At 67.6% G+C, this 22,614-nt stretch carries 21 protein-coding genes and 3 pseudogenes; 9 read left to right on the top strand and 15 right to left on the bottom strand.

Annotated features, from left to right (window positions below; genetic code table 11):
* Window positions 1-127 precede the first annotated feature (127 nt).
* The 5 genes from AC6EI8_RS09985 to AC6EI8_RS09965 all read right to left on the bottom strand — a co-directional run bounded on the left by AC6EI8_RS09985 (window position 128) and on the right by AC6EI8_RS09965 (window position 5,774).
* Complete coding sequence (locus tag AC6EI8_RS09985; protein WP_265635442.1) at window positions 128-1,108, bottom strand: ABC transporter ATP-binding protein; 981 nt, start codon at window positions 1,106-1,108, stop codon at window positions 128-130.
* 113 nt (window positions 1,109-1,221) lie between these two features.
* Window positions 1,222-2,304 (bottom strand): ABC transporter ATP-binding protein, encoded by a 1,083-nt coding sequence (locus AC6EI8_RS09980; protein ID WP_498381847.1) that lies wholly within the window; start codon window positions 2,302-2,304, stop codon window positions 1,222-1,224.
* Between the two features lie 4 nt (window positions 2,305-2,308).
* Complete coding sequence (locus AC6EI8_RS09975) at window positions 2,309-3,196, bottom strand: ABC transporter permease (protein WP_226105553.1); 888 nt, start codon at window positions 3,194-3,196, stop codon at window positions 2,309-2,311.
* A gap of 16 nt (window positions 3,197-3,212) precedes the next feature.
* Window positions 3,213-4,163, bottom strand: a complete 951-nt coding sequence (locus AC6EI8_RS09970) for an ABC transporter permease (RefSeq protein ID WP_498381846.1) — start codon at window positions 4,161-4,163, stop codon at window positions 3,213-3,215.
* A gap of 33 nt (window positions 4,164-4,196) precedes the next feature.
* Window positions 4,197-5,774, bottom strand: a complete 1,578-nt coding sequence (locus AC6EI8_RS09965; RefSeq protein ID WP_498381845.1) for an ABC transporter substrate-binding protein — start codon at window positions 5,772-5,774, stop codon at window positions 4,197-4,199.
* Between AC6EI8_RS09965 and AC6EI8_RS09960 the strand changes: the two genes are divergently transcribed.
* The 4 genes from AC6EI8_RS09960 to AC6EI8_RS09945 all read left to right on the top strand — a co-directional run bounded on the left by AC6EI8_RS09960 (window position 5,746) and on the right by AC6EI8_RS09945 (window position 9,861).
* The gene (locus AC6EI8_RS09960; RefSeq protein WP_226106360.1) at window positions 5,746-5,937 is read left to right on the top strand and encodes a hypothetical protein; all 192 of its coding nucleotides are present in this window, start codon (window positions 5,746-5,748) and stop codon (window positions 5,935-5,937) included. The genes AC6EI8_RS09965 and AC6EI8_RS09960 overlap by 29 nt on opposite strands.
* A gap of 318 nt (window positions 5,938-6,255) precedes the next feature.
* Complete coding sequence (locus AC6EI8_RS09955) at window positions 6,256-7,371, top strand: NADH:flavin oxidoreductase/NADH oxidase (RefSeq protein ID WP_498381844.1); 1,116 nt, start codon at window positions 6,256-6,258, stop codon at window positions 7,369-7,371.
* A gap of 245 nt (window positions 7,372-7,616) precedes the next feature.
* Window positions 7,617-8,996 carry an APC family permease gene (locus tag AC6EI8_RS09950; protein WP_498381843.1) on the top strand — a complete coding sequence of 460 codons (1,380 nt, stop codon included), beginning with the start codon at window positions 7,617-7,619 and terminating at the stop codon, window positions 8,994-8,996.
* A gap of 22 nt (window positions 8,997-9,018) precedes the next feature.
* Window positions 9,019-9,861 (top strand): class I SAM-dependent methyltransferase, encoded by an 843-nt coding sequence (locus tag AC6EI8_RS09945; protein ID WP_498381842.1) that lies wholly within the window; start codon window positions 9,019-9,021, stop codon window positions 9,859-9,861.
* A gap of 137 nt (window positions 9,862-9,998) precedes the next feature.
* On the opposite strand, the gene AC6EI8_RS09940 is transcribed toward AC6EI8_RS09945, so the two are convergent.
* The 6 genes from AC6EI8_RS09940 to AC6EI8_RS09915 all read right to left on the bottom strand — a co-directional run bounded on the left by AC6EI8_RS09940 (window position 9,999) and on the right by AC6EI8_RS09915 (window position 15,196).
* Window positions 9,999-10,997: a tripartite tricarboxylate transporter substrate binding protein gene (locus AC6EI8_RS09940; protein ID WP_150083721.1), complete on the bottom strand. Its 999-nt coding sequence runs from the start codon at window positions 10,995-10,997 to the stop codon at window positions 9,999-10,001.
* 75 nt (window positions 10,998-11,072) lie between these two features.
* A complete protein-coding gene (locus AC6EI8_RS09935; RefSeq protein WP_190286372.1) occupies window positions 11,073-11,636 on the bottom strand; it encodes a carboxymuconolactone decarboxylase family protein in 564 nt (187 codons plus the stop codon).
* A 19-nt stretch (window positions 11,637-11,655) separates the two neighbouring features.
* Window positions 11,656-12,528 (bottom strand): SDR family NAD(P)-dependent oxidoreductase, encoded by an 873-nt coding sequence (locus AC6EI8_RS09930; protein WP_149318305.1) that lies wholly within the window; start codon window positions 12,526-12,528, stop codon window positions 11,656-11,658.
* A gap of 72 nt (window positions 12,529-12,600) precedes the next feature.
* The gene (locus tag AC6EI8_RS09925) at window positions 12,601-13,506 is read right to left on the bottom strand and encodes an SDR family NAD(P)-dependent oxidoreductase (RefSeq protein ID WP_498381841.1); all 906 of its coding nucleotides are present in this window, start codon (window positions 13,504-13,506) and stop codon (window positions 12,601-12,603) included.
* Window positions 13,507-13,593: 87 nt separating this feature from the next.
* The gene (locus tag AC6EI8_RS09920) at window positions 13,594-14,118 is read right to left on the bottom strand and encodes a carboxymuconolactone decarboxylase family protein (protein WP_149318307.1); all 525 of its coding nucleotides are present in this window, start codon (window positions 14,116-14,118) and stop codon (window positions 13,594-13,596) included.
* A gap of 529 nt (window positions 14,119-14,647) precedes the next feature.
* A complete protein-coding gene (locus AC6EI8_RS09915) occupies window positions 14,648-15,196 on the bottom strand; it encodes a substrate-binding domain-containing protein (RefSeq protein ID WP_498381849.1) in 549 nt (182 codons plus the stop codon).
* Between the two features lie 50 nt (window positions 15,197-15,246).
* Here AC6EI8_RS09915 and hpsN point away from each other — a divergent pair.
* The 4 genes and pseudogenes from hpsN to AC6EI8_RS09895 form a co-directional block, all read left to right on the top strand.
* Window positions 15,247-16,296: pseudogene (gene hpsN / locus AC6EI8_RS09910) on the top strand (sulfopropanediol 3-dehydrogenase); the annotation flags it as partial.
* Between the two features lie 2 nt (window positions 16,297-16,298).
* Window positions 16,299-17,090, top strand: a complete 792-nt coding sequence (hpsO, locus tag AC6EI8_RS09905; protein WP_498381840.1) for a (S)-sulfopropanediol 2-dehydrogenase HpsO — start codon at window positions 16,299-16,301, stop codon at window positions 17,088-17,090.
* Between the two features lie 93 nt (window positions 17,091-17,183).
* Window positions 17,184-17,606: pseudogene (locus AC6EI8_RS09900) on the top strand (MFS transporter); the annotation flags it as partial.
* Window positions 17,603-17,917, top strand: a pseudogene (locus AC6EI8_RS09895) (galactitol-1-phosphate 5-dehydrogenase); the annotation flags it as partial. The pseudogenes AC6EI8_RS09900 and AC6EI8_RS09895, both read left to right, overlap by 4 nt.
* A 55-nt stretch (window positions 17,918-17,972) precedes the next feature.
* Here AC6EI8_RS09895 and AC6EI8_RS09890 read toward each other — a convergent pair.
* The 4 genes from AC6EI8_RS09890 to AC6EI8_RS09875 form a co-directional block, all read right to left on the bottom strand.
* Entirely contained in the window at window positions 17,973-19,259 is a 1,287-nt protein-coding gene (locus AC6EI8_RS09890; protein WP_498381839.1) for an ankyrin repeat domain-containing protein, read from the bottom strand.
* A gap of 217 nt (window positions 19,260-19,476) precedes the next feature.
* Window positions 19,477-20,547 (bottom strand): alpha/beta fold hydrolase, encoded by a 1,071-nt coding sequence (locus AC6EI8_RS09885; RefSeq protein ID WP_498381838.1) that lies wholly within the window; start codon window positions 20,545-20,547, stop codon window positions 19,477-19,479.
* 172 nt (window positions 20,548-20,719) lie between these two features.
* The gene (locus tag AC6EI8_RS09880; protein WP_498381837.1) at window positions 20,720-21,208 is read right to left on the bottom strand and encodes a DUF6644 family protein; all 489 of its coding nucleotides are present in this window, start codon (window positions 21,206-21,208) and stop codon (window positions 20,720-20,722) included.
* A 24-nt stretch (window positions 21,209-21,232) separates the two neighbouring features.
* Window positions 21,233-21,727 carry a DUF6152 family protein gene (locus tag AC6EI8_RS09875; RefSeq protein WP_149318312.1) on the bottom strand — a complete coding sequence of 165 codons (495 nt, stop codon included), beginning with the start codon at window positions 21,725-21,727 and terminating at the stop codon, window positions 21,233-21,235.
* Window positions 21,728-21,827: 100 nt separating this feature from the next.
* Between AC6EI8_RS09875 and AC6EI8_RS09870 the strand changes: the two genes are divergently transcribed.
* On the top strand, window positions 21,828-22,614 hold a 787-nt coding region (locus tag AC6EI8_RS09870; protein ID WP_498381836.1), incomplete at its 3' end, for a LysR family transcriptional regulator.

The raw sequence follows: 22,614 nt of genomic DNA, 5'->3' as shown, positions 1-22,614 counted from the left end.
AGCCCATCTCCGGGCCAGGGCGACCGCCTCGCTCACGCGGCGGGCGGGACCCCGTGTTCGGCGAACGCGACCGCCGACCGCGAGAGGCGGAACGATGCGCGATGGTTGGGGGGGCCGCTCCAGGGTGTCAAGCCACGGCCTGGGCGGGCTCTGCCGCGGCGGCAAGCACGCAGCTGACGCGATGGCCGTCGCCCAGCGAGACGGGCTGCGGCACGCGTTCCAGGCATTCGGCCCGCGCATGGGCGCACCGTGGCGCGAAGCTGCAACCGGCGGGCAGCGCGGCCAGATCCGGCGGCGATCCCGCAATGGCGGTCAGCCGCTCGCCGCGTGCCATGCCGTGCTGGCGGCTTTGCAGCAGCGCGACGGTGTACGGATGGCGCGCATCGCGCAGCAGCGTCCGGATCGGACCTTCCTCGACGATGCGGCCGCCGTACATCACGGCGACACGGTCGGCGATCTCGACGGCCGCGCCGATATCGTGGGTCACGAATACGATCGACAGCCCGAGCGCGCGCTGCAGCTCGCGCAGCAGGATCAGCACCTGGATCTGCACGGTGGCATCGAGCGCGGTGGTGGGCTCGTCGGCCAGCAGGATCTTCGGCCTGGCGGACAAGGCCAGCGCGATCATCGCGCGTTGGCGCATCCCCCCCGACAGCTCGTGGGGATAGGCCGCCAGGCGCCGCTCGGGGCTCGGGATGCGGACGGCCTCGAGCGCCTGCAGGGCCTGCTGGCGCGCTTGCGCGGCCGAAACGCGGGCATGCGCGCGGATACATTCGACGATCTGCTGGCCGATCGTGTAGACCGGGTCCAGCGCCAGCAAGGGTTCCTGGAACACCATGGCGACGGTGCCGCCGCGGATCCTCGCCAGGCCCCTGGCATCGAGCCGCATCAGGTCGGTGCCATCGATGCGGATGTCGCCGGTCATCGTGGTGCGGCGGGGCGGATGCAGCCGCATCAGCGCGCGCAACGTCACGCTCTTGCCCGAGCCGGATTCGCCGATCAGCGCGACGGCCTCGCCCGGGGCCACCTGCAGCGAGACGCCGTTGACGGCGCGAATGGTCTTGCCGCCGGCGTCGAAGGCGACATGCAGGTCCCGCACGGCGATCATCGGCGTGGCGGTGGAAGGCGCGGCGGTGGAAGGGGTCGCGGACGAAGGCGCGGTGCAGGAAGGCGCGGCGTCCGGCGTCGATGCGGATACGGTGGATTGCATGCCGGCCTCCGTCAGCAGGGAGCGGCGGCGATGGCCGCCGGCTGCCGTACCAGCGGGCGCGAATGGCCGCCGTTCGGATCGGCCATCAGGCAGGCCACCGGATGACCGGCCATCGCGTCGGACAGCACGGGCGCGCGCTGTCCGCACACGGCCTCGGCCAGGCTGCAGCGCGGATGGAAACTGCATCCCGACGGCGGGTCGATCGGATTGGGCGGATCGCCGGCGAGCGGCGGCGCCAGCGTGCGCCGGTCCGGGTCCATCGACGGCATCGATGCCAGCAGCGCGCGCGTGTAGGGGTGGGCCGGATCGGCGTAGATCGCCTCGGTATCGCCGATCTCGGCGACCTTGCCCAGGTACATCACCATCACGCGATCGCACAGATAGCGGATCACGTTGAGGTCGTGGCTGATGAAGACATAGGTCAGGTCGAACTCCGCCTTCAGGTCCAGCAGGAGGTTCAGCACCTGGGCCTCGACCGACTTGTCGAGCGCCGAGACCGCTTCGTCGAGGATCACGAGCCGGGGCCGCAGCACCAGCGCACGCGCGATATTGACGCGCTGACGCTGGCCGCCGGACAGCTCGTGCGGATAACGGCCGCCGAAGCGCAACGGCTCGAGGCCCACGCGGGCGAGAAGCTGGCGCGCCCGCTCGGTCGCCTCGCGCGCCGGAACGCCATGCACCCGCGCGGTGAAGGCGATCGATTCCTCCACGGTCACCCGCGGGTTCAGCGACGAATAGCTGTCCTGGAACACCATCTGCACCTGGCTGCGGTAGCGCTTGAGCGGCAGCTGGGCGGAACCGACGCCCAGCGCGTCGAAGATCAGCTCGCCACTGTCCTGCTCGATCAGTTGCATCAGCAGCCGCGCCGTGGTCGACTTGCCGCAGCCGGATTCGCCCACCACGCCGAGCGTCTCGCCCTTGAGCACGTCGAAGCTGACGCCGTCGACCGCGCGTACCGCGCCGGCGCGGCGCCCGGGAATCCTGCCTTTCAGCGGGAAATGCTTGACCAGGTCGCGCGCGATCACCAGCGGCTGCGCAGGGCCGCCGAGGTCGGCGTTCGGCGCGGAAAATGACATCGACATAGACATCGGCATCGGCTCAGTCCTTGATTTCCATTGCCGAGCGGATGCCGTCGGCGAGCAGGTTGAACGAGATCGAGGTCACGAAGATCATCGCCCCGGGCAATGCGGCCACCCAAGGCTGGGTATAGATCGCGGTACGCAACGTGTTCAGCATCAGCCCCCATTCGGGCTCGGGAGGCTTGACGCCAAGGCCCAGGAACGACAGGCCGGAGGCCAGGATCATCGACACCGAGATCAGGCCGGTGGCGTAGACGAAGATCGGTCCCAGCACGTTGTTCAGCACGTGCGCGCGCACGATGGTCAGGGCGGACGCCCCGGAGGCCCGTGCGGCGTCGACGAACTCGCGATGGCGTACCTGGGTGGTGACGCTCTCGGCCACGCGCGCGATCTGGGGGACGAAGACGATGGTCAGCGACAGCAGCGCATTGCCCACGCCGGCGCCGAGCGTGCCCGACAGCGCGATGGCGAGCAGCACCGACGGAAAGGCGTAGAAGATGTCGACCACCCGCATGATCGCGGTATTGGTCCAGCCGCCGGCATAGCCTGCCACGATGCCCAGCGCGCTGCCCAGCACGAAGGCGATCAGCACCGGCGTGATGCCCATGAACAGCGACAGCCGCGCGCCGAGGATCAGGCGCGACAGCATGTCGCGGCCGAGCTCGTCGGTGCCGAGCGGATAGCCCTCGGTGCCGATCGGCTTGAGCCGCTTCAGGATCGAGGACGCGTAGGGATCGGCCGGCATCAGCCACGGCGCCAGGAACGCGACGAGGATCAGCGCGAGCAGGATCAGGGCCGCGCCCATCGCCAGCCTGTTGCGCAACAGCCGGCGACCTACCGTGGTCCAGTAGCCGGGGGAGCGCTCCACCGCGGCGGGCGCCGCGGCATTGTCCAGCGTCATTTCCATGGCGTTCTCCGGATCGCTAGTTGCGCTGGATGCGCGGATCGAACAGCGTCTGCAGCGCGTCCACCGCCAGGTTCAGCAGCACGAAGAACACGGCCAGCACGAGGATCGTGCCTTGCAGCAGCGGAAAATCGCGCTGGAAGATCGCCGAGTTCAGCAGGAAGCCGGTGCCGGGCCAGGCGAACACCGTCTCGATCAGGATCGAGCCGCCGAGCAGATAGCCAAGCTGCAGACCCATCACCGACAGCGCGGTCGGGGCGACGTTCTTGACCACGTGACGGAACACCGCCAGGTCGGACAGGCCCCGTGCCTTCAGGCCGACGATGAACTCGTTCGACAGGGTCTCCGCCACCAGCGCCCGGATGGTCCGCGCGACGATGCCCATCGGAATCACCGACATCGTGATCGCCGGCAGCAGCATGTACTGGACGTGTTCCCAGTTCCAGCTCCAGTCGCCCGAGCCGCCCGGTCCGGCGCCCGTCGCCGGCAGCCAGCCCAGCATCACCGAGAACACGATGGCCAGCACCATGCCCAGCCAGTAATGCGGCACGCTGACGCCGAATACCGACAGGAACGAAGCCGCGCGGTCGACCGCCGAATCGCGCAGGTAGCCGGCGACGAAGCCGAACAGGCAGCCGAAGGTAAAGCCGATCAGCGTGGCCACTGCCGCCAGCCGGACCGAATTGACGACCGCGGTGGCGACCTCCCGCATCACCGGGCGGCTGGTGGCGATCGACGTGCCCAGGTCGCCGTGCAGCGCGCGCGTCAGCCAGTGCACGAATTGCTCGATGAAGGGCTTGTCGAAGCCGTACAGCGCGGCCAGCTGCTGGCGCATCTCCTCGGAGGCATCGGGAGGCAGTACCGACACCAGCGGATCGCCCGGCGCGATATGCACCAGCGAGAAGCACAGCAGCGCGACGCCCAGCAGGATGGGCAAGGCATACAGCGCGCGGCGAAGCAGGTAGGACATGATGGCGGGTCCGGGGCAGTCGGTCGCGTTCGATCAGTCCATCGACATCGTGGCGATGTCGATGAACCAGCTTTGCGGCTGCACCACGCCCTTGACCTTCTTCGAGATCGCGCGCGGGCCGACGTCATGCGCGATCAGCACGAAGGGCGCCTCCTCGACGATGCGGGCATGCAGCTTGGCCAGCGCACTGTCGCGGCGCTTGTCGTCGAACGAGGTGCGCGCGGTCTCGATCAGCTTGTCGAACTCGGGATTGCTGAAGTAGCCCCAGTTGTTCGACACGGGCGGCTGCGTCTTGCTGCTGACGAAGCGCACCATGGCGAAGAATGGGTCCATCGCGGCGAAGCTGACGTTGATCGCGTTGGCGCCGTGGGCGCTCGGGTCCTTGGCGCCGATGCGCCAGTTGGTAAACAGCGTGTTCCATTCGACCACGTCGAAATCGACGTCGATGAAGCACTCCTTCAGGTTCTGCTGCACGTACTCGTTCATCGGCAGCGGCTGCATCTGGCCGGAGCCCGAGGCGGAGACCTGCACCTTGACCTTGACCGGCTTGGCCGCCGAATAGCCCGCCTCCTGCATCAGCTTGCGTGCGCCGGCGGGGTCGTACCTGATGTCGAACTTGGGATTACCCCACCACGGATTGCCCGCCTCGACGATGCCCTTGGCCTCGGCCATGTAGCCGCCCAGCAGCGTCTTCAGGCCGGAGCGGTTGACGCACAGGTTGGCCGCCTGGCGCACGCGCTTGTCCAGCCAGGGCGAGCCGGGCGCGAACGACAGCTGCCACGGCCACATATGCGGCTGCGCGTTGGCGTAGACCTGGAAGCCACGGCTCTTGATCTGCGCGATGGCGTCCGGTGCGGGTGCCTCGATCCAGTCGACCTGCCCGGACAGCAGCGCCGCGGTGCGCGCGTTGGCCTCCGGCATCGGCATCATCACGACCTTGTCGATCCTCGGCACGCGCTTCGCGTCCCAGTACTGGGCGTTCCTGACGACCTCGAGGCGCTCGCGCGGCACGAAGCGGCTCATCTTGAAGGGTCCGGTGCCCGCCGCGTCGGCGGCAAAGGCCACCCACGCCTGCTTGGAGCGCTCGACCGGGTCGGTGACCGAGGCCGGCACCGCGGCGAACTTCTTCTCCCATTGCGCGGGGGACGCCATGAACAGGTTGGTCAGGTTGTACGGCAGGAAGGAGTCGGGCTCGGAGGTGGTCAGCTCCACCGTCAGGTCGTCGATCTTGCGCGCCGAGCGCAGCGTCGGCATGCGCGATGCGGTCACGCCGACCTGGCTCGGGTCGAACTGCTTCGCGGTCTTGTCCAGTACCTTGCCGACGTTCCACACCACCGCATCGGCGTTGAATGGCGTGCCGTCATGGAACTTGACGTTGGGGCGCAGCTTGAAGACCCACTTCGTCTTGTCCTTCGCGTCCACCTTCCATTCGGTGGCGAGGCCAGGGATCAGCAGGCTCGGACCATCGCTCTTCGACAGATCCCATTGCGTCAGGCCGTCGTACATCGGAATGCCGCTGAAGCGGTTGCCCTCGAAGCCCTGGTCGGGCTGGCCCAGCGTGCGCGGAATGTCGGCGGCCGTCATGCCGATGCGCAAGACCTTCTCGGCCATCGCGGACCCCGGCAAGGCCAGCAGCGACAGCGCGATCGCCGCGCCGATGGTGCCGAGCCTTGGGCGTGTGGCCGATGCCGAGGCGGCAGTGGGGGACGAAGCGGCGGTCGACATCGATGCGAAAGCGCAGGCGAAGCAGTTCACTGGCAAGGCTCCTGAGTAGGGAAGCGGCGGGAAGAGACGTCGGGACTGCCAAAGCAAGTGATATGCCATCGCCATTCCTGCACCGCTGCGGCGATGGCGCGGAGCGTCCCGCTCGAAACGCGGCGAGGCGGTCCGCGGGAATCTGGGGCGGCACCCTCGGCGGGCACCATCGGCGGGAGTCGCAGCACCACGATCGGCGGGCCACGCACCAGGATGCGTCGGTCAGGGCCGTGCCCGCTCCCTGCAGCAAACGCTCAGTTGCCGCACAATGCCTGCCTGGCCCGCCTGGCAAGCCCGGGACAGGGCCGATACCAACCCGAACAAGAAGAGGTTCTCGATGTCCGCTCTCTTTACCCCGCTGCAGATCGGCAAGCTGCAGCTCGACAACCGCATCCTGATCGCGCCGATGTGCCAGTACTCGGCGGAGCAGGGCAATGCCACCGACTGGCACCTGATCCATCTCGGCCATCTGGCGTTGTCCGGCGCCGGCATGCTGATTCTCGAAGCCACCGCGGTCTCGCCGCAGGGCCGCATCACCCCCTACGACCTGGGCTTGTACTCGGACGACAACGAGGCGGCGCTGGCCCGCGTGCTGAAGGCGGTGCGCGCGTATTCGCCGATCAAGATTGCGATGCAGATCGCGCATGCGGGCCGCAAGGCGTCGAGCCGCGCGCCGTGGGATGGCGGCTCGCAGATTCGCCCGGACGAGCCGCAGGGCTGGCTGACCGAGGCGCCGTCCGCGGTTCCCCATGGGCCGAACGAAGTCCCGCCGGTTGCGCTGGACCGCGCCGGCCTCGAGCGCGTCAAGCGCGATTTCGTCGAGACCGCGAAGCGCGCTGCGCGCCTGGGCATCGATGCGATCGAGATCCACGCCGCGCATGGCTATCTGCTGCATCAGTTCCTGTCGCCGATCGCGAACCATCGCGACGACGAGTACGGCGGCAGCCTGGAGAACCGGATGCGTTTTCCGCTGGAAGTGTTCGATGCGGTGCGTGCCGTTTTCCCGGCCGACCGTCCCGTGTGGGCGCGCATCTCGGCGACCGACTGGGTGCCGAACGGCTGGGATATCGAGGGCACGGTGGCGATCTCGAAGGAGCTGGTCCGGCGGGGCTGCGCGGCGATCCATGTGACGACGGGCGGCGTGTCGCCGCAGCAGGCCATCAAGCTGGGACCGGGCTATCAGGTCCCGTACGCGCAGCGGGTCAAGGCCGAGGTGGGACTGCCGACCATCGCGGTCGGGCTGATCACCGAGCCGGAGCAGGCCGAGAGCATCATCGCCAACGGCGAGGCGGATGCCGTGTCGCTGGCCCGGGCGATGCTGTATGACCCGCGCTGGCCGTGGCACGCCGCGGCAAAGCTCGGCGCGCAGGTCCAGGCGCCGAAGCAGTACTGGCGTTCGCAGCCGCGCGAGTTCAAGGACCTGTTCGCGGGTGCGGCTTTCGGCCAACGTTGAATGACACCGATGTCATTTTCGGCGGGTTTGGAGCGTCCCCTTCGTCACGTCGAATGACCCGGCCGCGGAGGAGGCCGCCGCACCCCTAGTCACCCCTTCGGATGTTTCGTATTGTGGACAGGCAGACAGGTTCGCTGCCTGCCACGGCAGCGATGCGAGCGCGAAATGCAGGCCCCGGAATGCAGGTTCCGGAATGCAAGCGCATTTCGCAAGCCGATTTCGCTCCATCCGTCCGAGGGATAGGGATGACCGATCCGAACCAGCCCCGACCGCAGGGCATCCTGTCGGTCTTCGATGCCATCACGATCATGGTGGGCCTCGTCCTTGGAGTTGGGATCTTCCGCACGCCGTCGATCGTCGCGGGCAGCGTCGATTCCGAGGCGATGTTCATCGTGGTCTGGATCGTCGGCGGCATCATCACCTTCATCGGCGCGCTGTGCTACGCCGAACTGTCGGCGGCCCATCCCAACGCCGGCGGCGAATACCACTTCCTGTCGCGTGCCTACGGCCGCTCCACCGCGATGATGTTCGGCTGGGCGCGCTGCACCGTCATCCAGACCGGCGCGATTGCGGCGGTCGCCTTCATGCTGGGCGACTACGTGGCGCAGCTGCTGCCTGCCGGTCTGTTCGGCCCTCTTGATCCCTTCAGCCCGGCGATCTATGCCGCGTTGGCCGTGATCGTGCTGACCGGGATCAATGTGATCGGCACCATCGAGGGCAAGAACCTGCAGGTGGTGGTGACGTTCCTGGAGATCGGCGCCATCGGCGCGATCATCCTGTTCGGGCTGTTCGGCTCGCCGGAGACTGCCGAACGCACCGCGCCTGCGATACCGCCGGAGACCGCGGCGATCGGCATGGCGATGATCTTCGTGCTGTTGACCTATGGCGGCTGGAACGAGGCGGCCTATCTGGCCGGCGAACTGAAGGACGCGCCGCGCAATATCGCCAAGGTGCTGGCGGGCGGCACGGTCCTGCTGGTGGTGCTGTATACGCTGGCCAACCTCGCCTTGCTGTCGGTCCTGGGGCTGGACGGGCTGCGCCAGTCCAATGCGGTGGCCGCCGACATGATGCGCGTGGTGGCGGGGCCGATCGGCGAGCGCGTGGTCACGGCGGCCATCGTGGTCGCCGCGATCTCGACGCTGAACGCCACCATCTTTACCGGCTCGCGCGTGTTCTACGCGATGGCGCGCGACATGACCGTCATGCAATGGGTCGGCGTCTGGAACGGCCGCGGCAAGACGCCGGCCAATGGCCAGATCGCGCAGGGGATCATCGCGCTGGCGCTGATCGCGGTGGGGGCGATCACGCGCGACGGCTTCAAGGCGATGGTCGACTACACCGCGCCGGTGTTCTGGGGCTTCCTGCTGCTGGTCGGCCTCTCGCTGTTCGTGCTGCGCTGGCGCCATCCCGGCCGCGCCTTGCCGTATCGCGTGCCGCTGTATCCGGTCACGCCGATCATCTTCTGCCTCACCTGCCTGTACATGCTGTATGCCAGCGTGACCTATACCGGCGCCGCGGCGCTGATCGGGGTCGCGATGCTCGCCGCGGGCGCGCCGATCCTGCTGTTCAAGCGCAAGCAGGCCGAAGCCGCGGAGAGACAGGATGCTTCACCGGACCCCATGTGACCCTCAGAACAGGAGAACGTCGATGACGATCTTGCACAAGTCCTTCGTCGCTGCCGCGCTTGTCGCCGCGGGGGCGATGGCATTCAGCGGACCCGGATTGGCGCAGACGGAGACGGCGTCCGAGGTGACCTCGGTCTACAAGCCGTCCGTCGGTCAGTCCGGCAAGGACGTGGTGTGGGTGCCGACCTCGCAGGCGCTGGTCGACCGCATGCTGGACATGGCCGAGCTCACGCCAAGGGACCATCTGGTCGACCTCGGCTCGGGCGATGGCCGGCTGGTGATCACCGCGGCCAAGCGCGGCGCCAGCGCCCGCGGCATCGAGTTCAATCCCGACCTGGTGGCGCTGTCGCGCCGGACGGCGCAGGCCGAGGGCGTGGGCAATCGTGCGCGGTTCGACCAGGGCGATATCTTCAAGTCGGACTTCTCGAACGCCACCGTGGTGACGCTGTTCCTGCTGCCGGACCTCAATCTCCGGCTGCGTCCGACCTTGCTGAACATGAAGCCGGGCACTCGCGTCGTCTCCAATACCTTCACGATGGACGACTGGGAGCCCGACGAGACGGCCCAGGTCACCCAGGGTTGCGCGGGGCACTGCACTGCCTACAAGTGGGTGATCCCCGCCAAGGTGCAGGGGACCTGGCGGATGGGCGACAAGCAGCTGGTGCTGACGCAGAAGTACCAGATGGTCGAAGGGACGCTGCGCGAGGAAGGCGCCAGCACGCCGATCAGCGAGGGCCGCCTCGCGGGAACGAAGATCACGTTCGTGGCCGGTGATCAGCGTTATACCGGCGAGATCAGCGGCAGGACGATGCAGGGCACGACCGAAGGGGGAGGGCGCTGGAACGCGACCTTGATGAAGCCTTGACCGACGTCGCCACGCATGGCATTGGCGGATAGCATCGGAAGGCTCCACGTCGAGCAGGGCGGCAAGCGACCCGCCACACCATCGTCTGGCCATGGTCGCGCCGTCGCCGCCCATCTCGGTGTCATGGCGGCCGAATGCTACTCCCGCTTTGGCAGGCTCGCGATCAGCGATTTGTAGAGCGTCACCTCCTCGGTGATCATGCGCTGAATCGCGGGCAGGTCGTCCAGCATGGGTTCAGACCCGTTCGCACGGAGCGAGGCCGGGTACTCGCGGCCATTGAGCACGCGGCGGATCGCGGTCCTGAGCTTCTCGGTGACCGGGGCCGGCGTTTCGCTGCGCACCAGGAACACATCCCAGCTGTAGTAAGAGAAATCGGGATACCCGCTCTCGGCCACCGTCGGAACGTCAGGGTAATTGACATGCCGCGACGTGCCCGTTACTGCGAGCGGGCGGATTTTTCCGGTCTTGATCAGCTCCTGTGTCGCCGTGGCATCGCCATACGCCATGTCGATGCGCCCGGCCACCAGATCGGGCAGCGCCATCGGGTATCCCTTGTAAGGGACGTTCTGCAGGTGGATGCCCACCATCTTGGCCAGCCGCTGGGAGGTCAGGTAGTAGCCGTCGGAGTAGGTGCCGATGGTGATCGGGTTGGGCCTGGCCTTGGCGACCTGGGCCAGGTCGCGCATGGATTTGATCTCGGAATTGGCCGGCACGGTCAGGATGGCTTGCGCGCGCAGCATGCCGCCCGCGAGCTTGAAGTCCTTGACCGGATCGTAGGGCAGGGACCGGCCGAAGGCGAGCGGGATGGTCATTCCCGAGGAGCTGCCAACGAGCAACGTGTAGCCATCGGCCGGCGCCATCCGGGCGGCCGAGAACGCAATGGTGCCATTGGCGCCGGGGCGGTTTTCAACGACCACCGGCTGTTTCAGCTCCTTGGACAGCGCGTCGGCGAAATTGCGCGTGCTGGTATCCAGTCCATTGCCGGCAGGAAACATCAGGATGATCCTGAGCGGCCGATCCGGAAATCCCGTTTCCTGTGCCATGGCGCCGGCACTCGTCAACAGCGCGGCGCTGGCGGCGGCGCCGATCGCCAGGACGCAGATCTGTCGACGCGTCGCGATGAAATTCCTCTGCATTTTGATTGGTTCTCCTCCGTTTTTATGGCCATCGGGGTTGCCGATCCTGCGCGAACCCCGCACCGGTAGCCCCGCTCACATCCGTGCGAGATGCGCTTCGTAGCCAGGCTCCAGCTCGATTTCCATCGTTTGCAGGAAGCGGCTGACGCAGACATAGAAGCTCGCCGTCAACACCAGCTCGACAACGGCCGCATTGTCGAAGCCGCAGGCCTTGAGCTGCGTCACGGTCGCCTCCGAGGCGCTGGGGCCGAGCGTGACCTCCTCGGCCAGCTGCAGCACCGCGCGTTCGCTCGCATCGAACAGGTCGGTGTGGCGCCAGTGCGCGAGCGCATCGATCTGCGCATCGCTGACGCCGGCCTCGAGTGCCATCGGCAGGTGGTGTGCCCACTCGTAAGCCGTGCCGGCGACCTGCGCGCCGCGCAGGATCAGCAGTTCGCGCAATGGACGCGAAGTCCTGGCGTTCAGGCGCAGCGGCCAGGCAAAGTCGAGCCAGGCGCGGAACATCTCGGGCGCGGTGCCCAGTACGCGGTAGAGATAGGGCATCTTGAAGCCGGCCCCGCGCGCCGCGCGAACGTGGTCGAACAGGGCTTTCGCGGCGGCATCTTCAGGGTGCTCGGGCAACAGGGGAATGCGTGGCATGGGGGGTTCCGGAATGGGTTCAGGCGGACTTCGCCTGGGTCGCGGCATCGGGCTTCAGGCCGGGCGAGGGGGCGTTGCCCGCGGTGGTCCCCGCATCGACCGGGAAGATCACGCCGGTGACCCAGCGTGCCTCGTCGCTGGCCAGGTAGGCGACGGCGTGACCGACGTCCCAGCCGGAGCCTTCGGTTTGCAGCAGCGAGCGCTTGCGGCGTAGCTCGCGCACCTCCGGCGTCATCCGTCCGGCCACCATCGGCGTATAGACCATGCCGGGCGCGACGCAGTTGACGCGGATGCCCTCGACGCCGTGATGCGCGGCCATGGCGCGGGTCATGTTTACCACCGCCCCTTTGGAGGTCGGATAGAGCAGCGCGGGCGTACCGCCGATCAGCCCCGCCACCGAGGCAATGTTGACGATGGCGCCGCGGCCGATCTTGCGCATCTCGGGGATCGCGTACCTGGCCATCAGCATCATCGAGGTGACGTTGACGCGCAGCGCATGGTCCCACTGCTCGATGTCCAGCTCGACCGCGGTGCCGGCCGGCCCGCCGATGCCGACGTTGTTGACGAGGATGTCCACGCGGCCCCAGGCCTTGACGGCGGTGGCCACCGCCTCGCGGCATTGTTCGGCAACCGACACGTCGCATGCCGCGGCGAGCGCGGTGCCACCCTCGGCCGCAATCATGCGCTCGGTCTCGCGCGCCGCGTCCAGCTGCATGTCAAGGAGCAGCACGCGGGCGCCACGGCGCGCGAGCAGGATGGCCGCGGCGCGGCCATTGCCGATGTCGGCGGTGCGCGAGCCGGCGCCGGTGACGATGGCCACGCGGCCTTCGAGACTGCTGCTGGCCGGTTCGGAGTGGGGCGTGGTGAGGGCAGCGGAGGAAATGGTATTCATGATGGAGATGCCGAGCGATTGGAGGGAGCCGATGCCGAAGGCATGGTCAGCGTTTGAAGGCAGAAGACACGTTCAGGCGCGCGCCACGCCGACACCAAGCCCACCGTCGACCATCAGCGCATGGGCGTTGACGTAGCTCGATTCGTGCGAAATCAGGAACAGGCAGGCGTAGGCGACTTCCCAGCCGGTGCCCTGGCGGCCGAACGGTACGGCCGCTGCCCGGTTCGGCCGGCGGCGCGATGCATCCCGGCCCATCGGCGTATCCATCAGGCCCGGCAGCACCGCATTGCAGCGGATGCCCCTGGGCTCGCCCGCCACGGCGATCGCGCGCGCGAGCGCTACCTGCGCGGCCTTCGACGATTCGTAGGCCGGATTGCGCCCGGTGTTTCGCACCGCCGCGAGGGAGGACATCAGCACGATCGACGATCCCGGTGCCATCGCCTCCAGCGCCGCCTGGCTGAACAGCATGTGGCTGCGCACGTTGACCGCATACTCCTCATCCCAGTCGGCGGCGGTCTGGCTGGCGAGGGGCAGCGCCTTCGAGATCCCGACATTCAGTACCAGCCCGTCGAGCCCGCCCAGGCGCTCGGCGCAGCGCCGCACGAGCGGCGCGATGGCATCGTCGTCGCGCACATCGGCGACCTCGGCAAAGGCCTTTCCCCCTTCGCGCTCTACCTGCGCGCAGGTATGGTCGACGGCGGCCTTCGACATGTCGACGCAGGCCAGGCTGGCGCCTTCGCGCGCAAACAGGAGCGAGATCGCGCGGCCATTGCCGACCGGCGGATCGTCTTCGGGTATCTCTCGCTGGCCGGCGCCGATGACGAGTACGCGGCGGCCCTGCAGGCGGCCGCGGCCGGGCGCGCGGCCCAGCGTCTCGTCATGCATCTGAAGGCCCGGGTCGACTTCCTGGGGAGCAAGGTTCATGGCTTCGATCTGTCTTGTTGGCGGGGGAATGCGACGGTGCCCGATGTCGATCAACCGATCCGGTCAACCGATCCGGTCAAGCGATCCGGTCAAGTGATCCGGTCAAGTGATCCGGTCAAGTGATCCGGTCAAGTGATCCGGTCAAGCGATCGTGCCCGGCGGCTCGATGTCGACCTCGAAGTTCTCGAGAAAACGGCTCACCAGCATGTAGAAGCCGATCACCAGCGTCAGCTCGGCAACGACGCCAGGGCTCAGCCGCTCGCACAAGGCGTGGAACATCGCGTCGGGCGCTTTCACGTGCAACAGCACCTGGTCCGTGTAGGCCAGCACCATCTTCTCGGTCTCGTCGAGCGCGGAGGTATCGGCTCCTTGTTCGAGCGCGGCGATCTTCTCGTCGGCCAGTCCCACCCGGCGTGCCACGCGCTTGTGCTGGTGGACCTCGTAGCCGGCTCCGCTGAGGATGCCCACGCGCAGGATCGCAATCTCCCGCAGCTTCGAATCGAGCCTGTTCTCGCGCAGGATCGCGCCGCCCAGCGCCAGAAAGCCTTCGGCCGCCTTGCCCGCGTGCGGCAGCATGCGGTAGAGGTTCAGCGGCGGGCGCGAACCGATCAGGCGAAGATAGGACTCGGGGGCTTGCGACATGTCGAAGTACGGAATGCGGGCCATGGTTTTCCTTGAATCGGAGGGATCGATGAGGATCCGGGAGTACGCGTCTCGCCGCGGTGCCGCGCGCGAAACGTCCCCTTCCTCTGCATCGTTGGGCCGAAACAGAGGAAAGAGAATGGAGCGGTCCTTGTAAAGACCGCTACGGGAAGTGCGTGATGAATCGTTTCATTGCCGGGTTAAAAAAAGATCGAGTCCCTTTTTCGGCAGGTGACTCGATGCGATTTGCGGTACGTTCGAAGTATAGGTATGGATTCTTTTGCGAATCAATGTCTGGATGGATCGGTGTTTTCCCTTGCCTCCGCTCCGGTATGGTGTCCGGCGGTCCGTCGGGGCGCGATCACACTCGCTCTCCCGCTTGCCGGTGAGGTTGGGGTGAGGGCGGGTGGTCGAGCAGCGACGGCCGCATCGCCGGCACCAGCATCTAGTTCGTCGCGGGCGATCAGCGTTATGCCGGCGAAATCAGCGGCAAGACCATGCAGGGCACCACCGAGGAGGGAGGCGCTGGAACGCGACGATGGTCAGGCCGCGATCAGGCGCGGACGGCCGGTGGCGCGGTGGTTTGACGCTCTACCAGCGTGACCGGCAGCTCGGTCCGGCCCGGCTCCACGCCGTCCTGCAGCCACGACAGCAGCGCCTGGGCGGCCATGCGGCCCAGCGTCGCGCTTTCGAGCGCAATGGTGGTCAGCGCGGGCGTGATCTCCGCGGAGATCGGCAGGTCGTCGCAGCCGACGATGGACAGCTGATCGGGCACCTGGATGCCCAACGCGGTTGCCTCGAACAGGCAGCCGAGCGCCAGCACATCGTTGCCGCAAAAGATGGCGGTCGGCCGGCTCGGCGACGCCTGCAGTATGTGGCGCAGGCCGGCACGGCCGCCGGCGAAGCTGTAGGGCTGCTCGCACAGCGCGCCGGCGTCCGGCTTGATCCGCAGTGCACGCAGCGTGCCGAGGAATCCTTCGGTACGTAGTCGCGCCCGATCGTTGTGTTGGGCAATCCCGGAGATCATGCCGAAGTCGCGGTGGCCAAGGTCATACAGATGCCTGGCGGCCAGCGCGCCGATCTCGACGTTGTCGAAGCCGATACAGGGATAGTGGCTGGACAGCGACCAGGTCAGGATCGTCTTGATCCCCGCAGAAGGCGTCGCTGCAGGAGTTTTCGGTGGAACTGCACCCGGGCGTGACGGCAGGTCAGCGCGTGATTCCCGTCAACGTGGTCGGGTGCTATGCGCCCGCCGGCCGCTATGCGCATATCGCCTCCGCCTATATGGGCGTCGCGACGGCGAAGGCTGCGGGGGTCAGGACCGTAGTGGCATGCTCGAGCCCGTTCCGCGGCCAGGGTATCCATCCTCACGTTCTGTATGCCTTCCAGGCGGCGGGCGCGGACCTGATTCTGACCCTTGGCGGGGTGCAGGCGATCGCGACGATGGCGTACGGCCTCTTTACGGGAAAACCGGCCGACGTGGTGGTGGGCCCCGGCAACAAGTTCGTCGCGGAAGCCAAGCGCACGCTGTTCGGCCAGGTTGGCATCGACGTGTTCGCGGGGCCGTCGGAGGTTGCGGTCATCGCGGACGACAGCGCCGATGCCGCCATCGTGGCCAGCGATCTGGTCGGGCAAGCCGAACATGGGCACGAATCTCCCGCCTGGCTGTTCACGACATCGCGCGAGCTGGCCGAACGGGTGATGGCGCTGGTCCCGGACCTGATCGCCGCGTTGCCCCCGACAGCCAGGGATGCCGCGACTGCCGCGTGGCGCGACTACGGTGAGGTCATCCTGTGCGACAGCCGCGAAGCGGTCGCGGACATCTCCGACCGCTACGCGTCCGAACACCTGGAGGTCCATGCCCGCGATCTCGATTGGTGGCTCGCCAACCTGACGTGCTATGGCTCGCTGTTCCTCGGCGAGGAAACCACGGTGGCGTTCGGCGACAAGACCAGCGGGCCCAATCACGTGCTGCCCACCAAGGGCGCGGCCCGCTATTCGGGCGGCCTGTCGGTTCACAAGTTCATGAAGACCCTGACGTGGCAAAGGATGACGCGCGAGGCGACCCGGCAGATCGGGCAGGTCACCGCCCGCATCTCGCGCCTGGAGGGCATGGAGGCGCATGCGCGTACCGCCGACGACCGCATGGCGAAGTACTTTCCGGGTGCCCGCGCGGAGATGGGCGCGCCGGTGGAGGTCTGACCATGTCGGTCCTTGATGGCCCGGCATCCGCTACCGGGCTTGCCGCCGGGCTGAACGGCCGTCAGGCCCTTGTCACCGGCGGCAGCTCGGGAATCGGCGAGACGATCGCGATGGCCTTGGGCCGCGCCGGTGCGCGCATCCTGCTGGCCGCGCGCCGCCAGGCTCAGCTCGATGCCGCTGCGGGCCGGCTTGATGCGCTCGGGATAGCGGTCGACACGGCGGCCTGCGACGTCTCCGATCTCGACGCCATCCCGGCGGCCGTTGCGGCCATGCGGGACCGGCACGGGCATATCGATATCCTGGTCAATGCCGCGGGCATGAACCTGCGCGAGCCGTTTGAAGCGGTCACGCCCGCGTCCTGGCGCCTTCAGCTCGATACGCACCTCGGCGCGCCATTCTTTCTGACCCAGGCGCTGGCGCCCGCGATGCGCGATGCCGGCTGGGGACGCATTCTGAACATCGCGTCGCTGCAGTCGTATCGGGCCTTCGCCAACAGCGCGCCATACGGCGCCGCCAAGGGCGGCATCGTCCAGCTGACGCGCGCCATCGCCGAGCGGTGGTCCTCGCATGGCATTACCTGCAATGCGATCGGACCGGGCTTCTTTCCGACCGCGCTGACCGGGCCGGTATTTGCCGACGCGGCGCTGGCACAGCATCACGCCGCCCACACCTGCATCGGGCGCAATGGCGAACTGGCAGACCTGCAGGGGCTGGCGGCGTTTCTCGCCAGCGATATGGCGGCCTATATCACCGGCCAGACCTTCATGGTCGACGGAGGGTACACGGCGAAATAGGCAACGGCCGGTGCAGACGGCGGACCCGCACGCGGCCTCATCGATACAAGGGCGTCCAGCGCGCCCCCATGACAAGACTCACAGGAGACAGCCATGACGACGCGGACCGCGGAGCAGGACCCGGGGCGCAAGCTACGCAAGGTAGTGACGTCGAGCACGATCGGCGCGATGGTGGAGTGGTACGACTTCTTTCTGTACGGCGTGGTGGCCGGCCTGGTCTTCAACAAGCTCTATTTCCCGTCCACCGATCCGCTGGTCGGCACGCTGCTCGCCTACGCCACCTTCGCCGCTGGCTTTGTCGCCCGTCCCCTCGGCGGCGTCATCTTCGGCCACTTCGGCGATACGCTCGGCCGCAAGCGCATGCTGGTCCTGACGCTGATGATCATGGGCGTCGCCACCACCGCCATCGGCCTGATCCCGACCTACGAACAGATCGGCGTCTGGGCTCCCATCCTGCTGCTGATCTGCCGGATCGCGCAGGGCATCGGACTGGGCGGAGAGTGGGGTGGCGCGGTGCCAAGCCGACCCGGAATCTCGCCATCGGCGCGGCACGCCCGGGCGGCGTGGTGATGCATATCGGCCTGCAGGACTGGGCTAGCGAGATCGACATGCGCAAGCTGACGCTCGCCGAGCTGACCTTGCTCGGCACCTACACCTACACGATGGCGGATATGCGCGCGACGGTGGCGGCGCTGGACGCCGGCAGTTTTGGCGACCTGGAATGGGTCGAGACCCGATCCCTGGCCGACGGCCCTCAGGCATTCGACGATCTGTCCGCCGGACGGGTGGCCGCGGCCAAGGTCGTGCTGCTGCCGGCGTCGGTGTAACCGAGGGTGCCGTAGAAGCCCTCGGCGCCTTCCGCCGGCGGGTGTCGGTATCGCGTCAGCCTAAGGGCGGGGCCTCGAGGAGCTTGACGACATCACGGTGGCCGGCGTGCAGCGCCAGCTGGGCGGCTGTGTGGCCGGCTTCGTTCCGGGCGTATACGTTTGCGCCGGCGTTGACCAATTGCCTGACGATGTCGGTCTTTCCGTTGGCGGCCGCGGTCATCAGCGCGGCGTTCCCGTGGTGGTCGCGCGCATGGACATTGGCTCGCGCGGCAATCAGGGTCCGGACGACTTCATGCTGGCCCTTTTCCGAGGCCCGGATCAACGCCGTGTTGCCGAGATGATCGGTGGCGTCGCGATTGGCATCGGCCTTCAGCAGGCGCACCAGGACATCGACATGCCCATTTTCGGCCGCGAGCATCATCGGCGTAGCGCCGGCGTTGTTCATGGTATCGACGTTGGCGTTGGTCTTCACCAGCGCGTCGAAGATGGCAACGTGGCCTTTCTGCGCGGCGTGGCTCAGCGCCGTGTTCCCGCTCTCGGTTCTGAGATGGACGTTGGCGTTGGCATCCAACAGTACACGAACGGTGTCTATCGCCAAGAATTCCGTGGCAAGAATCAGGGCCGTGTATCTGGCATGGCTGGCTCCATCGATATCGGCATTGACCTTGATCAGATCCCGCACCATGTCTGCGTGGTTCTGGCGCGCCGCCATCATCACGGCGGTGTGTCCGACGCTGTTCCTTGTGTGTACGTGTGCGCCAGCCGCGAGCAGCCGAAGCAACAGGTGACGATTGCCGTGGATCGCCGCGAAGATCAATGCGGTGTCGCCTTTATGGTTTGCGGCATTGACGTTCGCGCCGGCATCCATCAGCGCGTCGGCAACATCGGTCCAATTCCTGTCTGCGGCCAGAATCAACGGTGTGTTTCCGTATCGGCCACTCGCCTCGAGATTGGCGCCTGCGGAAATGAGCTGGCGGACGACTTCCAGATGGTTGTGAACGGTTGCCAGCAGCAAGGCGTTGTCGCCCGCGTTGTTCGCGGCATCGAGGCGGGCGCGCTCAGGGCCCTCCAGCAGGCAAGAGACGGCCTCGAGTGCGCCGTGTTCCGCGGCGACGATCAAGGCGGTGTTGCCCTGCGAGTCGGTCATGGTCGCCAGAGCCGGCTGCCGGGCCAGCCGGCTTGCGGCGGCGGCGCCGTTGCCCTGTTGCAGATCGAGGATCAGCTGGTCGAAGTCCGCGGGTGTCGGCGTTGTCGATTCTTGCGGGGAGGCAGCAGGGCTCGTGTCGAGGGGAGCAGAGGGAGCGGAGGGAGGGGTAGAACGGTTGACGATGGCGTGCAACATGGGCGTTCTCCAGGAGAGGTGACCAGCGACGCCCCTGCGGTGCTGGATGGAAGTCGCCGGGTGGGAAAAACGGCACCAAGTTTGATGCCGGCCCCCGAGCTCCACTTGCGGGCATGTCACCTTTTGATCGGAACTGACCGATCACAGCGGGTCGCCGACTCCATCCCGCCGACTCCATCCCGCCGACTCCATCACCGCGGCCCGTCAGCCTGCGCGCTCAACGCGGGCCGTCCGCAACCCCCAGCCCGCGCAGCAGCGCATTGTGGAACTGGGCCGGCGACTCGACCTGCGGCGAGTGGCCCAGCTCCGGAAATGCGACCAGCGTCGCGTTCGGGATCGTGCGCGCCGCGCTCCGTCCCAGCACCGGATAGTTGCCCAGCTTTCCGGCAATCTCCGGCGCGGCGCGATTCGCGCCCGGCGCGGTACGGTCCTTCTCGCCGATCATCAGCAGCGTCGGCACGCCGATCCGCGAGAACTCGTGGATGACCGGCTGCGTGAACAGCATCTCGGAGGTCTGCGCCTGGTTCCAGGCCACCTGTTCCTTGCCGGGACCGGCGTACATCCCGGCCTGCATCGATACCCATCGATCGTATTCGGGCCGCCACTTGCCGTTGTAGTAGAAGCGCAGCTGATAGGCCTTGATCGAATCGAAGCTGGTCTTGAGCTCGCCCTGATACAGCTGATCGACGGTGGCATAGGGGACGCCCTCGGCCTGCCAGTCTTCCAGCCCGATCGGATTGACCAGCACCAGTTGCTCCACCGTCTTCGGATACTGCAGCGCGAAGCGCGCGGCCAGCATGCCGCCCATCGAATGGCCGATCACGGTGGCGCGCGTCACGCCGCGCGATTGCAGCAGCGCCTGCGTATTGGCGGCGAGCTGCGCGAAGCTGAACTGGTATCCGCGCGGTTTGGTGGACGCGCAAAAGCCGATCTGGTCCGGCGCGATCACGCGAAAGCCGGCATTGGTCAGCGTGTCGATCGTCGCTTCCCACGTCGCGCCGCAGAAGTTCTTGCCGTGCAGCAGCACCGCGGTGCGGCCATTGGGCTTGCCCTTCGGCGCGACGTCCATGAAGGCCATCGACAGGTCCTGCTGCTGCGACTGGAAGGTGAAGCGCTGGATCGGCTGCGGGTACGGGAAGCCTTCGAGTTGCGGGCCGTAGGGGGTGACGGAGGGCGTCGGGGTGCTGGCCGCGGGTTCGGCGGCGGCGACCGTTGTCGCGGCGGCGGTCATGGCGAGCGACACGGCAAGCGTCGACAGGGGCAACAGGCGGGTCGGAGTCGTTTTCATGCGGGGCTCCCAGGTGGGGCAAATGGCAGTGAGGAAACGGACTCGATGTGACCGTGGGGTAACAGTAAAGTTCAGGAAATGCGAGGCGCTTGCGGGGATTGCGAGCGCCGTTGCCCTCTCCCCCAGCCCCTCTGTCGCAAGCGGGAGAGGGTTTGGGAGAGGGCACGCCGGCTCATCCGAACGCCAGCATCCTCCCCGCCAGCATCACGGTCGCCCACAGCCCCAGCGACAGCACTCCAGCCAGCCGGCCATGGCGGGAGGTTGGGTGCGGGTCCGGGCTCCGACGCCGGCGCCGGCGCGAGGCCAGATGCAGCGCCAGCGCGTTCAGGGCCGCGGCAGCGATCAGCGCAAGCTTGGCGGCGAACCACGGGTTCGACAGGTACTCCCGCGCCGCCGGCGCAAACAGCAGCAGTCCCGACAGCGCCGCCAGCACGAAGCCGGCGAGCGACAGCGGTACCAACGTCCGCTGCAGCGCGGCGTCATCGAGCCGCAGCAAGCCGCCGGCGAGCCGCAGGTCGACCACTGCAATGGTGCCGAACAGCAGCGCGATGCCGAGCAGATGCAGCCAGCTGACCAGCGGATAAGCCCACGTCGATCCACGCAGCGCAACGACGGGCTGCCATGCTTCGACCGCTGCGAACCAGGCGTTCCACGCTTCCATGCCGCTACTCACCCACCGTCCCGCTCAGCCGCGCGGCGCGCCGCTGCATCCGGCGGGCAGCGCGACCGATTGCTGGCGTACGCCGACGCCGTCCAGCACGATCAGGGCCGGCCTGGCGACATGGCGGTCGGCGCAGGACGGAAAGCCGATCGCCTCGAGCCGGTCGCCGGGGCGCGGCTCGCGCGGCATGCCCCATCGTTCGAGCCGATTGATCGGTGCCAGGTCGAGCGTCCAGCGTCCGGGCGGGGCCGGCGCGCGTACCGCCGCCAGCGTGCGGGCAAAGCCAAGTTCGGCGAGGTCGGGCGGCACGGGCAAGGCGTTCCAGTTCGCGGGCAGGGCCTTGGCGTCGACCTCGATCGTTACCTGCGGATGCGGGTTGCGCCAGGTCACCGACACCACGCGGCCGGAGAAGTAGAGCGGCGCGGCGGTGTCGTAATACCCCCAGCCGTGATGCGCCGACGCGGGCTTTGCCAGCGTCATTGCCAGGCCGCACAGCGCAATTGCCAGCAGCTGCTTCATCGTTCCTTCCTTGGGCGAGTCCATGGCGGCGAAGATAGCCCTCGCCAATCCATACATCAATCACCCAAAATGGCATCGTTCGATACGTCCGGGGGTATCAATGGAATTCCAGCAACTGAAGCTGTTCCTGGCGGTGGCCGACGCCTTGCATTTCGGCCGGGCCGCACAGCAGGTCGGCATGGCGCAGCCGCATCTGAGCCGGGCGATCGCCAGGCTGGAAGAGGAAATCGGCGTGCGGCTGTTCGATCGGACCAGCCGGCGCGTCGCGCTGACGGCCGCCGGCGAGCGGCTGCGCGAGGAGGCGATCGAGCTGCTGCACGCGGAGCGGCGCGCGCAGCAGGCGGCGCGTGCGGCGGGACAGCAGCGGCGTCGGCGCCTGCGCATTGCCTACGTTTCGGCGGCGCTCTATCGCGCGTTGCCGGCCGCATTGCGCAGCCTGTCGGCCGCGTCGGAGCCGGTCGAGTTCGTGCTGCAGGAAGCCACCACCAACGAGCAACTGGCGCTGATCGCCGCCGGCGAGATCGATCTGGGCATCGGCCATCCGCCCTTCGACACGCATGCGCGCCTTGCCAGCGTGCTGCTGGCAAACGACCGCTTCGACGCGGTGCTGCCCGCCGACCACCGCCTTGCCGGCCGGACGACGGTCCGTGTCGAGGAGCTGGCCACCGAGCCCCTGGTGCTGTTCCCCGAGGCGCAGGGGCCGGCGCTGTATGCCGCGATACGCGACCGCTGTCGCGTGGCGGGTCGCTCGATTCAGGTGGCGGCGACCGCGCCGCGCCTGCATGGGCAGTTGTCGCTGGTCGCGGCGGGACTGGGCATCGGATTGGCGCCGACGCAGTCGCGCAGCCTGGAAGTGGCGGGCACGGTGCGCGTCCCGCTCAAGCCCT

This window comes from Cupriavidus sp. R6-3, assembly GCF_059772245.1.
This window is presented reverse-complemented; position numbering and strand designations above follow the sequence as displayed.

Bases quoted from the DNA above. Each gene is read 5' to 3' on its own strand.
- AC6EI8_RS09970 (WP_498381846.1), bottom strand. From the start codon at position 4,163: ATGTCCTACCTGCTTCGCCGCGCGCTGTATGCCTTGCCCATCCTGCTG.
- AC6EI8_RS09890 (WP_498381839.1), bottom strand. From the start codon at position 19,259: ATGTTGCACGCCATCGTCAACCGTTCTACCCCTCCCTCCGCTCCCTCT.
- AC6EI8_RS09980 (WP_498381847.1), bottom strand. From the start codon at position 2,304: ATGCCGATGTCTATGTCGATGTCATTTTCCGCGCCGAACGCCGACCTC.
- AC6EI8_RS09975 (WP_226105553.1), bottom strand. From the start codon at position 3,196: ATGGAAATGACGCTGGACAATGCCGCGGCGCCCGCCGCGGTGGAGCGC.
- AC6EI8_RS09965 (WP_498381845.1), bottom strand. From the start codon at position 5,774: ATGGCCGAGAAGGTCTTGCGCATCGGCATGACGGCCGCCGACATTCCG.
- AC6EI8_RS09885 (WP_498381838.1), bottom strand. From the start codon at position 20,547: ATGAAAACGACTCCGACCCGCCTGTTGCCCCTGTCGACGCTTGCCGTG.
- AC6EI8_RS09935 (WP_190286372.1), bottom strand. From the start codon at position 11,636: ATGCCACGCATTCCCCTGTTGCCCGAGCACCCTGAAGATGCCGCCGCG.
- AC6EI8_RS09955 (WP_498381844.1), top strand. From the start codon at position 6,256: ATGTCCGCTCTCTTTACCCCGCTGCAGATCGGCAAGCTGCAGCTCGAC.
- AC6EI8_RS09945 (WP_498381842.1), top strand. From the start codon at position 9,019: ATGACGATCTTGCACAAGTCCTTCGTCGCTGCCGCGCTTGTCGCCGCG.
- AC6EI8_RS09880 (WP_498381837.1), bottom strand. From the start codon at position 21,208: ATGGAAGCGTGGAACGCCTGGTTCGCAGCGGTCGAAGCATGGCAGCCC.
- AC6EI8_RS09920 (WP_149318307.1), bottom strand. From the start codon at position 14,118: ATGGCCCGCATTCCGTACTTCGACATGTCGCAAGCCCCCGAGTCCTAT.
- AC6EI8_RS09985 (WP_265635442.1), bottom strand. From the start codon at position 1,108: ATGATCGCCGTGCGGGACCTGCATGTCGCCTTCGACGCCGGCGGCAAG.
- AC6EI8_RS09940 (WP_150083721.1), bottom strand. From the start codon at position 10,997: ATGCAGAGGAATTTCATCGCGACGCGTCGACAGATCTGCGTCCTGGCG.
- AC6EI8_RS09930 (WP_149318305.1), bottom strand. From the start codon at position 12,528: ATGAATACCATTTCCTCCGCTGCCCTCACCACGCCCCACTCCGAACCG.
- AC6EI8_RS09950 (WP_498381843.1), top strand. From the start codon at position 7,617: ATGACCGATCCGAACCAGCCCCGACCGCAGGGCATCCTGTCGGTCTTC.
- hpsO (WP_498381840.1), top strand. From the start codon at position 16,299: ATGTCGGTCCTTGATGGCCCGGCATCCGCTACCGGGCTTGCCGCCGGG.
- AC6EI8_RS09960 (WP_226106360.1), top strand. From the start codon at position 5,746: ATGCCGATGCGCAAGACCTTCTCGGCCATCGCGGACCCCGGCAAGGCC.
- AC6EI8_RS09875 (WP_149318312.1), bottom strand. From the start codon at position 21,727: ATGAAGCAGCTGCTGGCAATTGCGCTGTGCGGCCTGGCAATGACGCTG.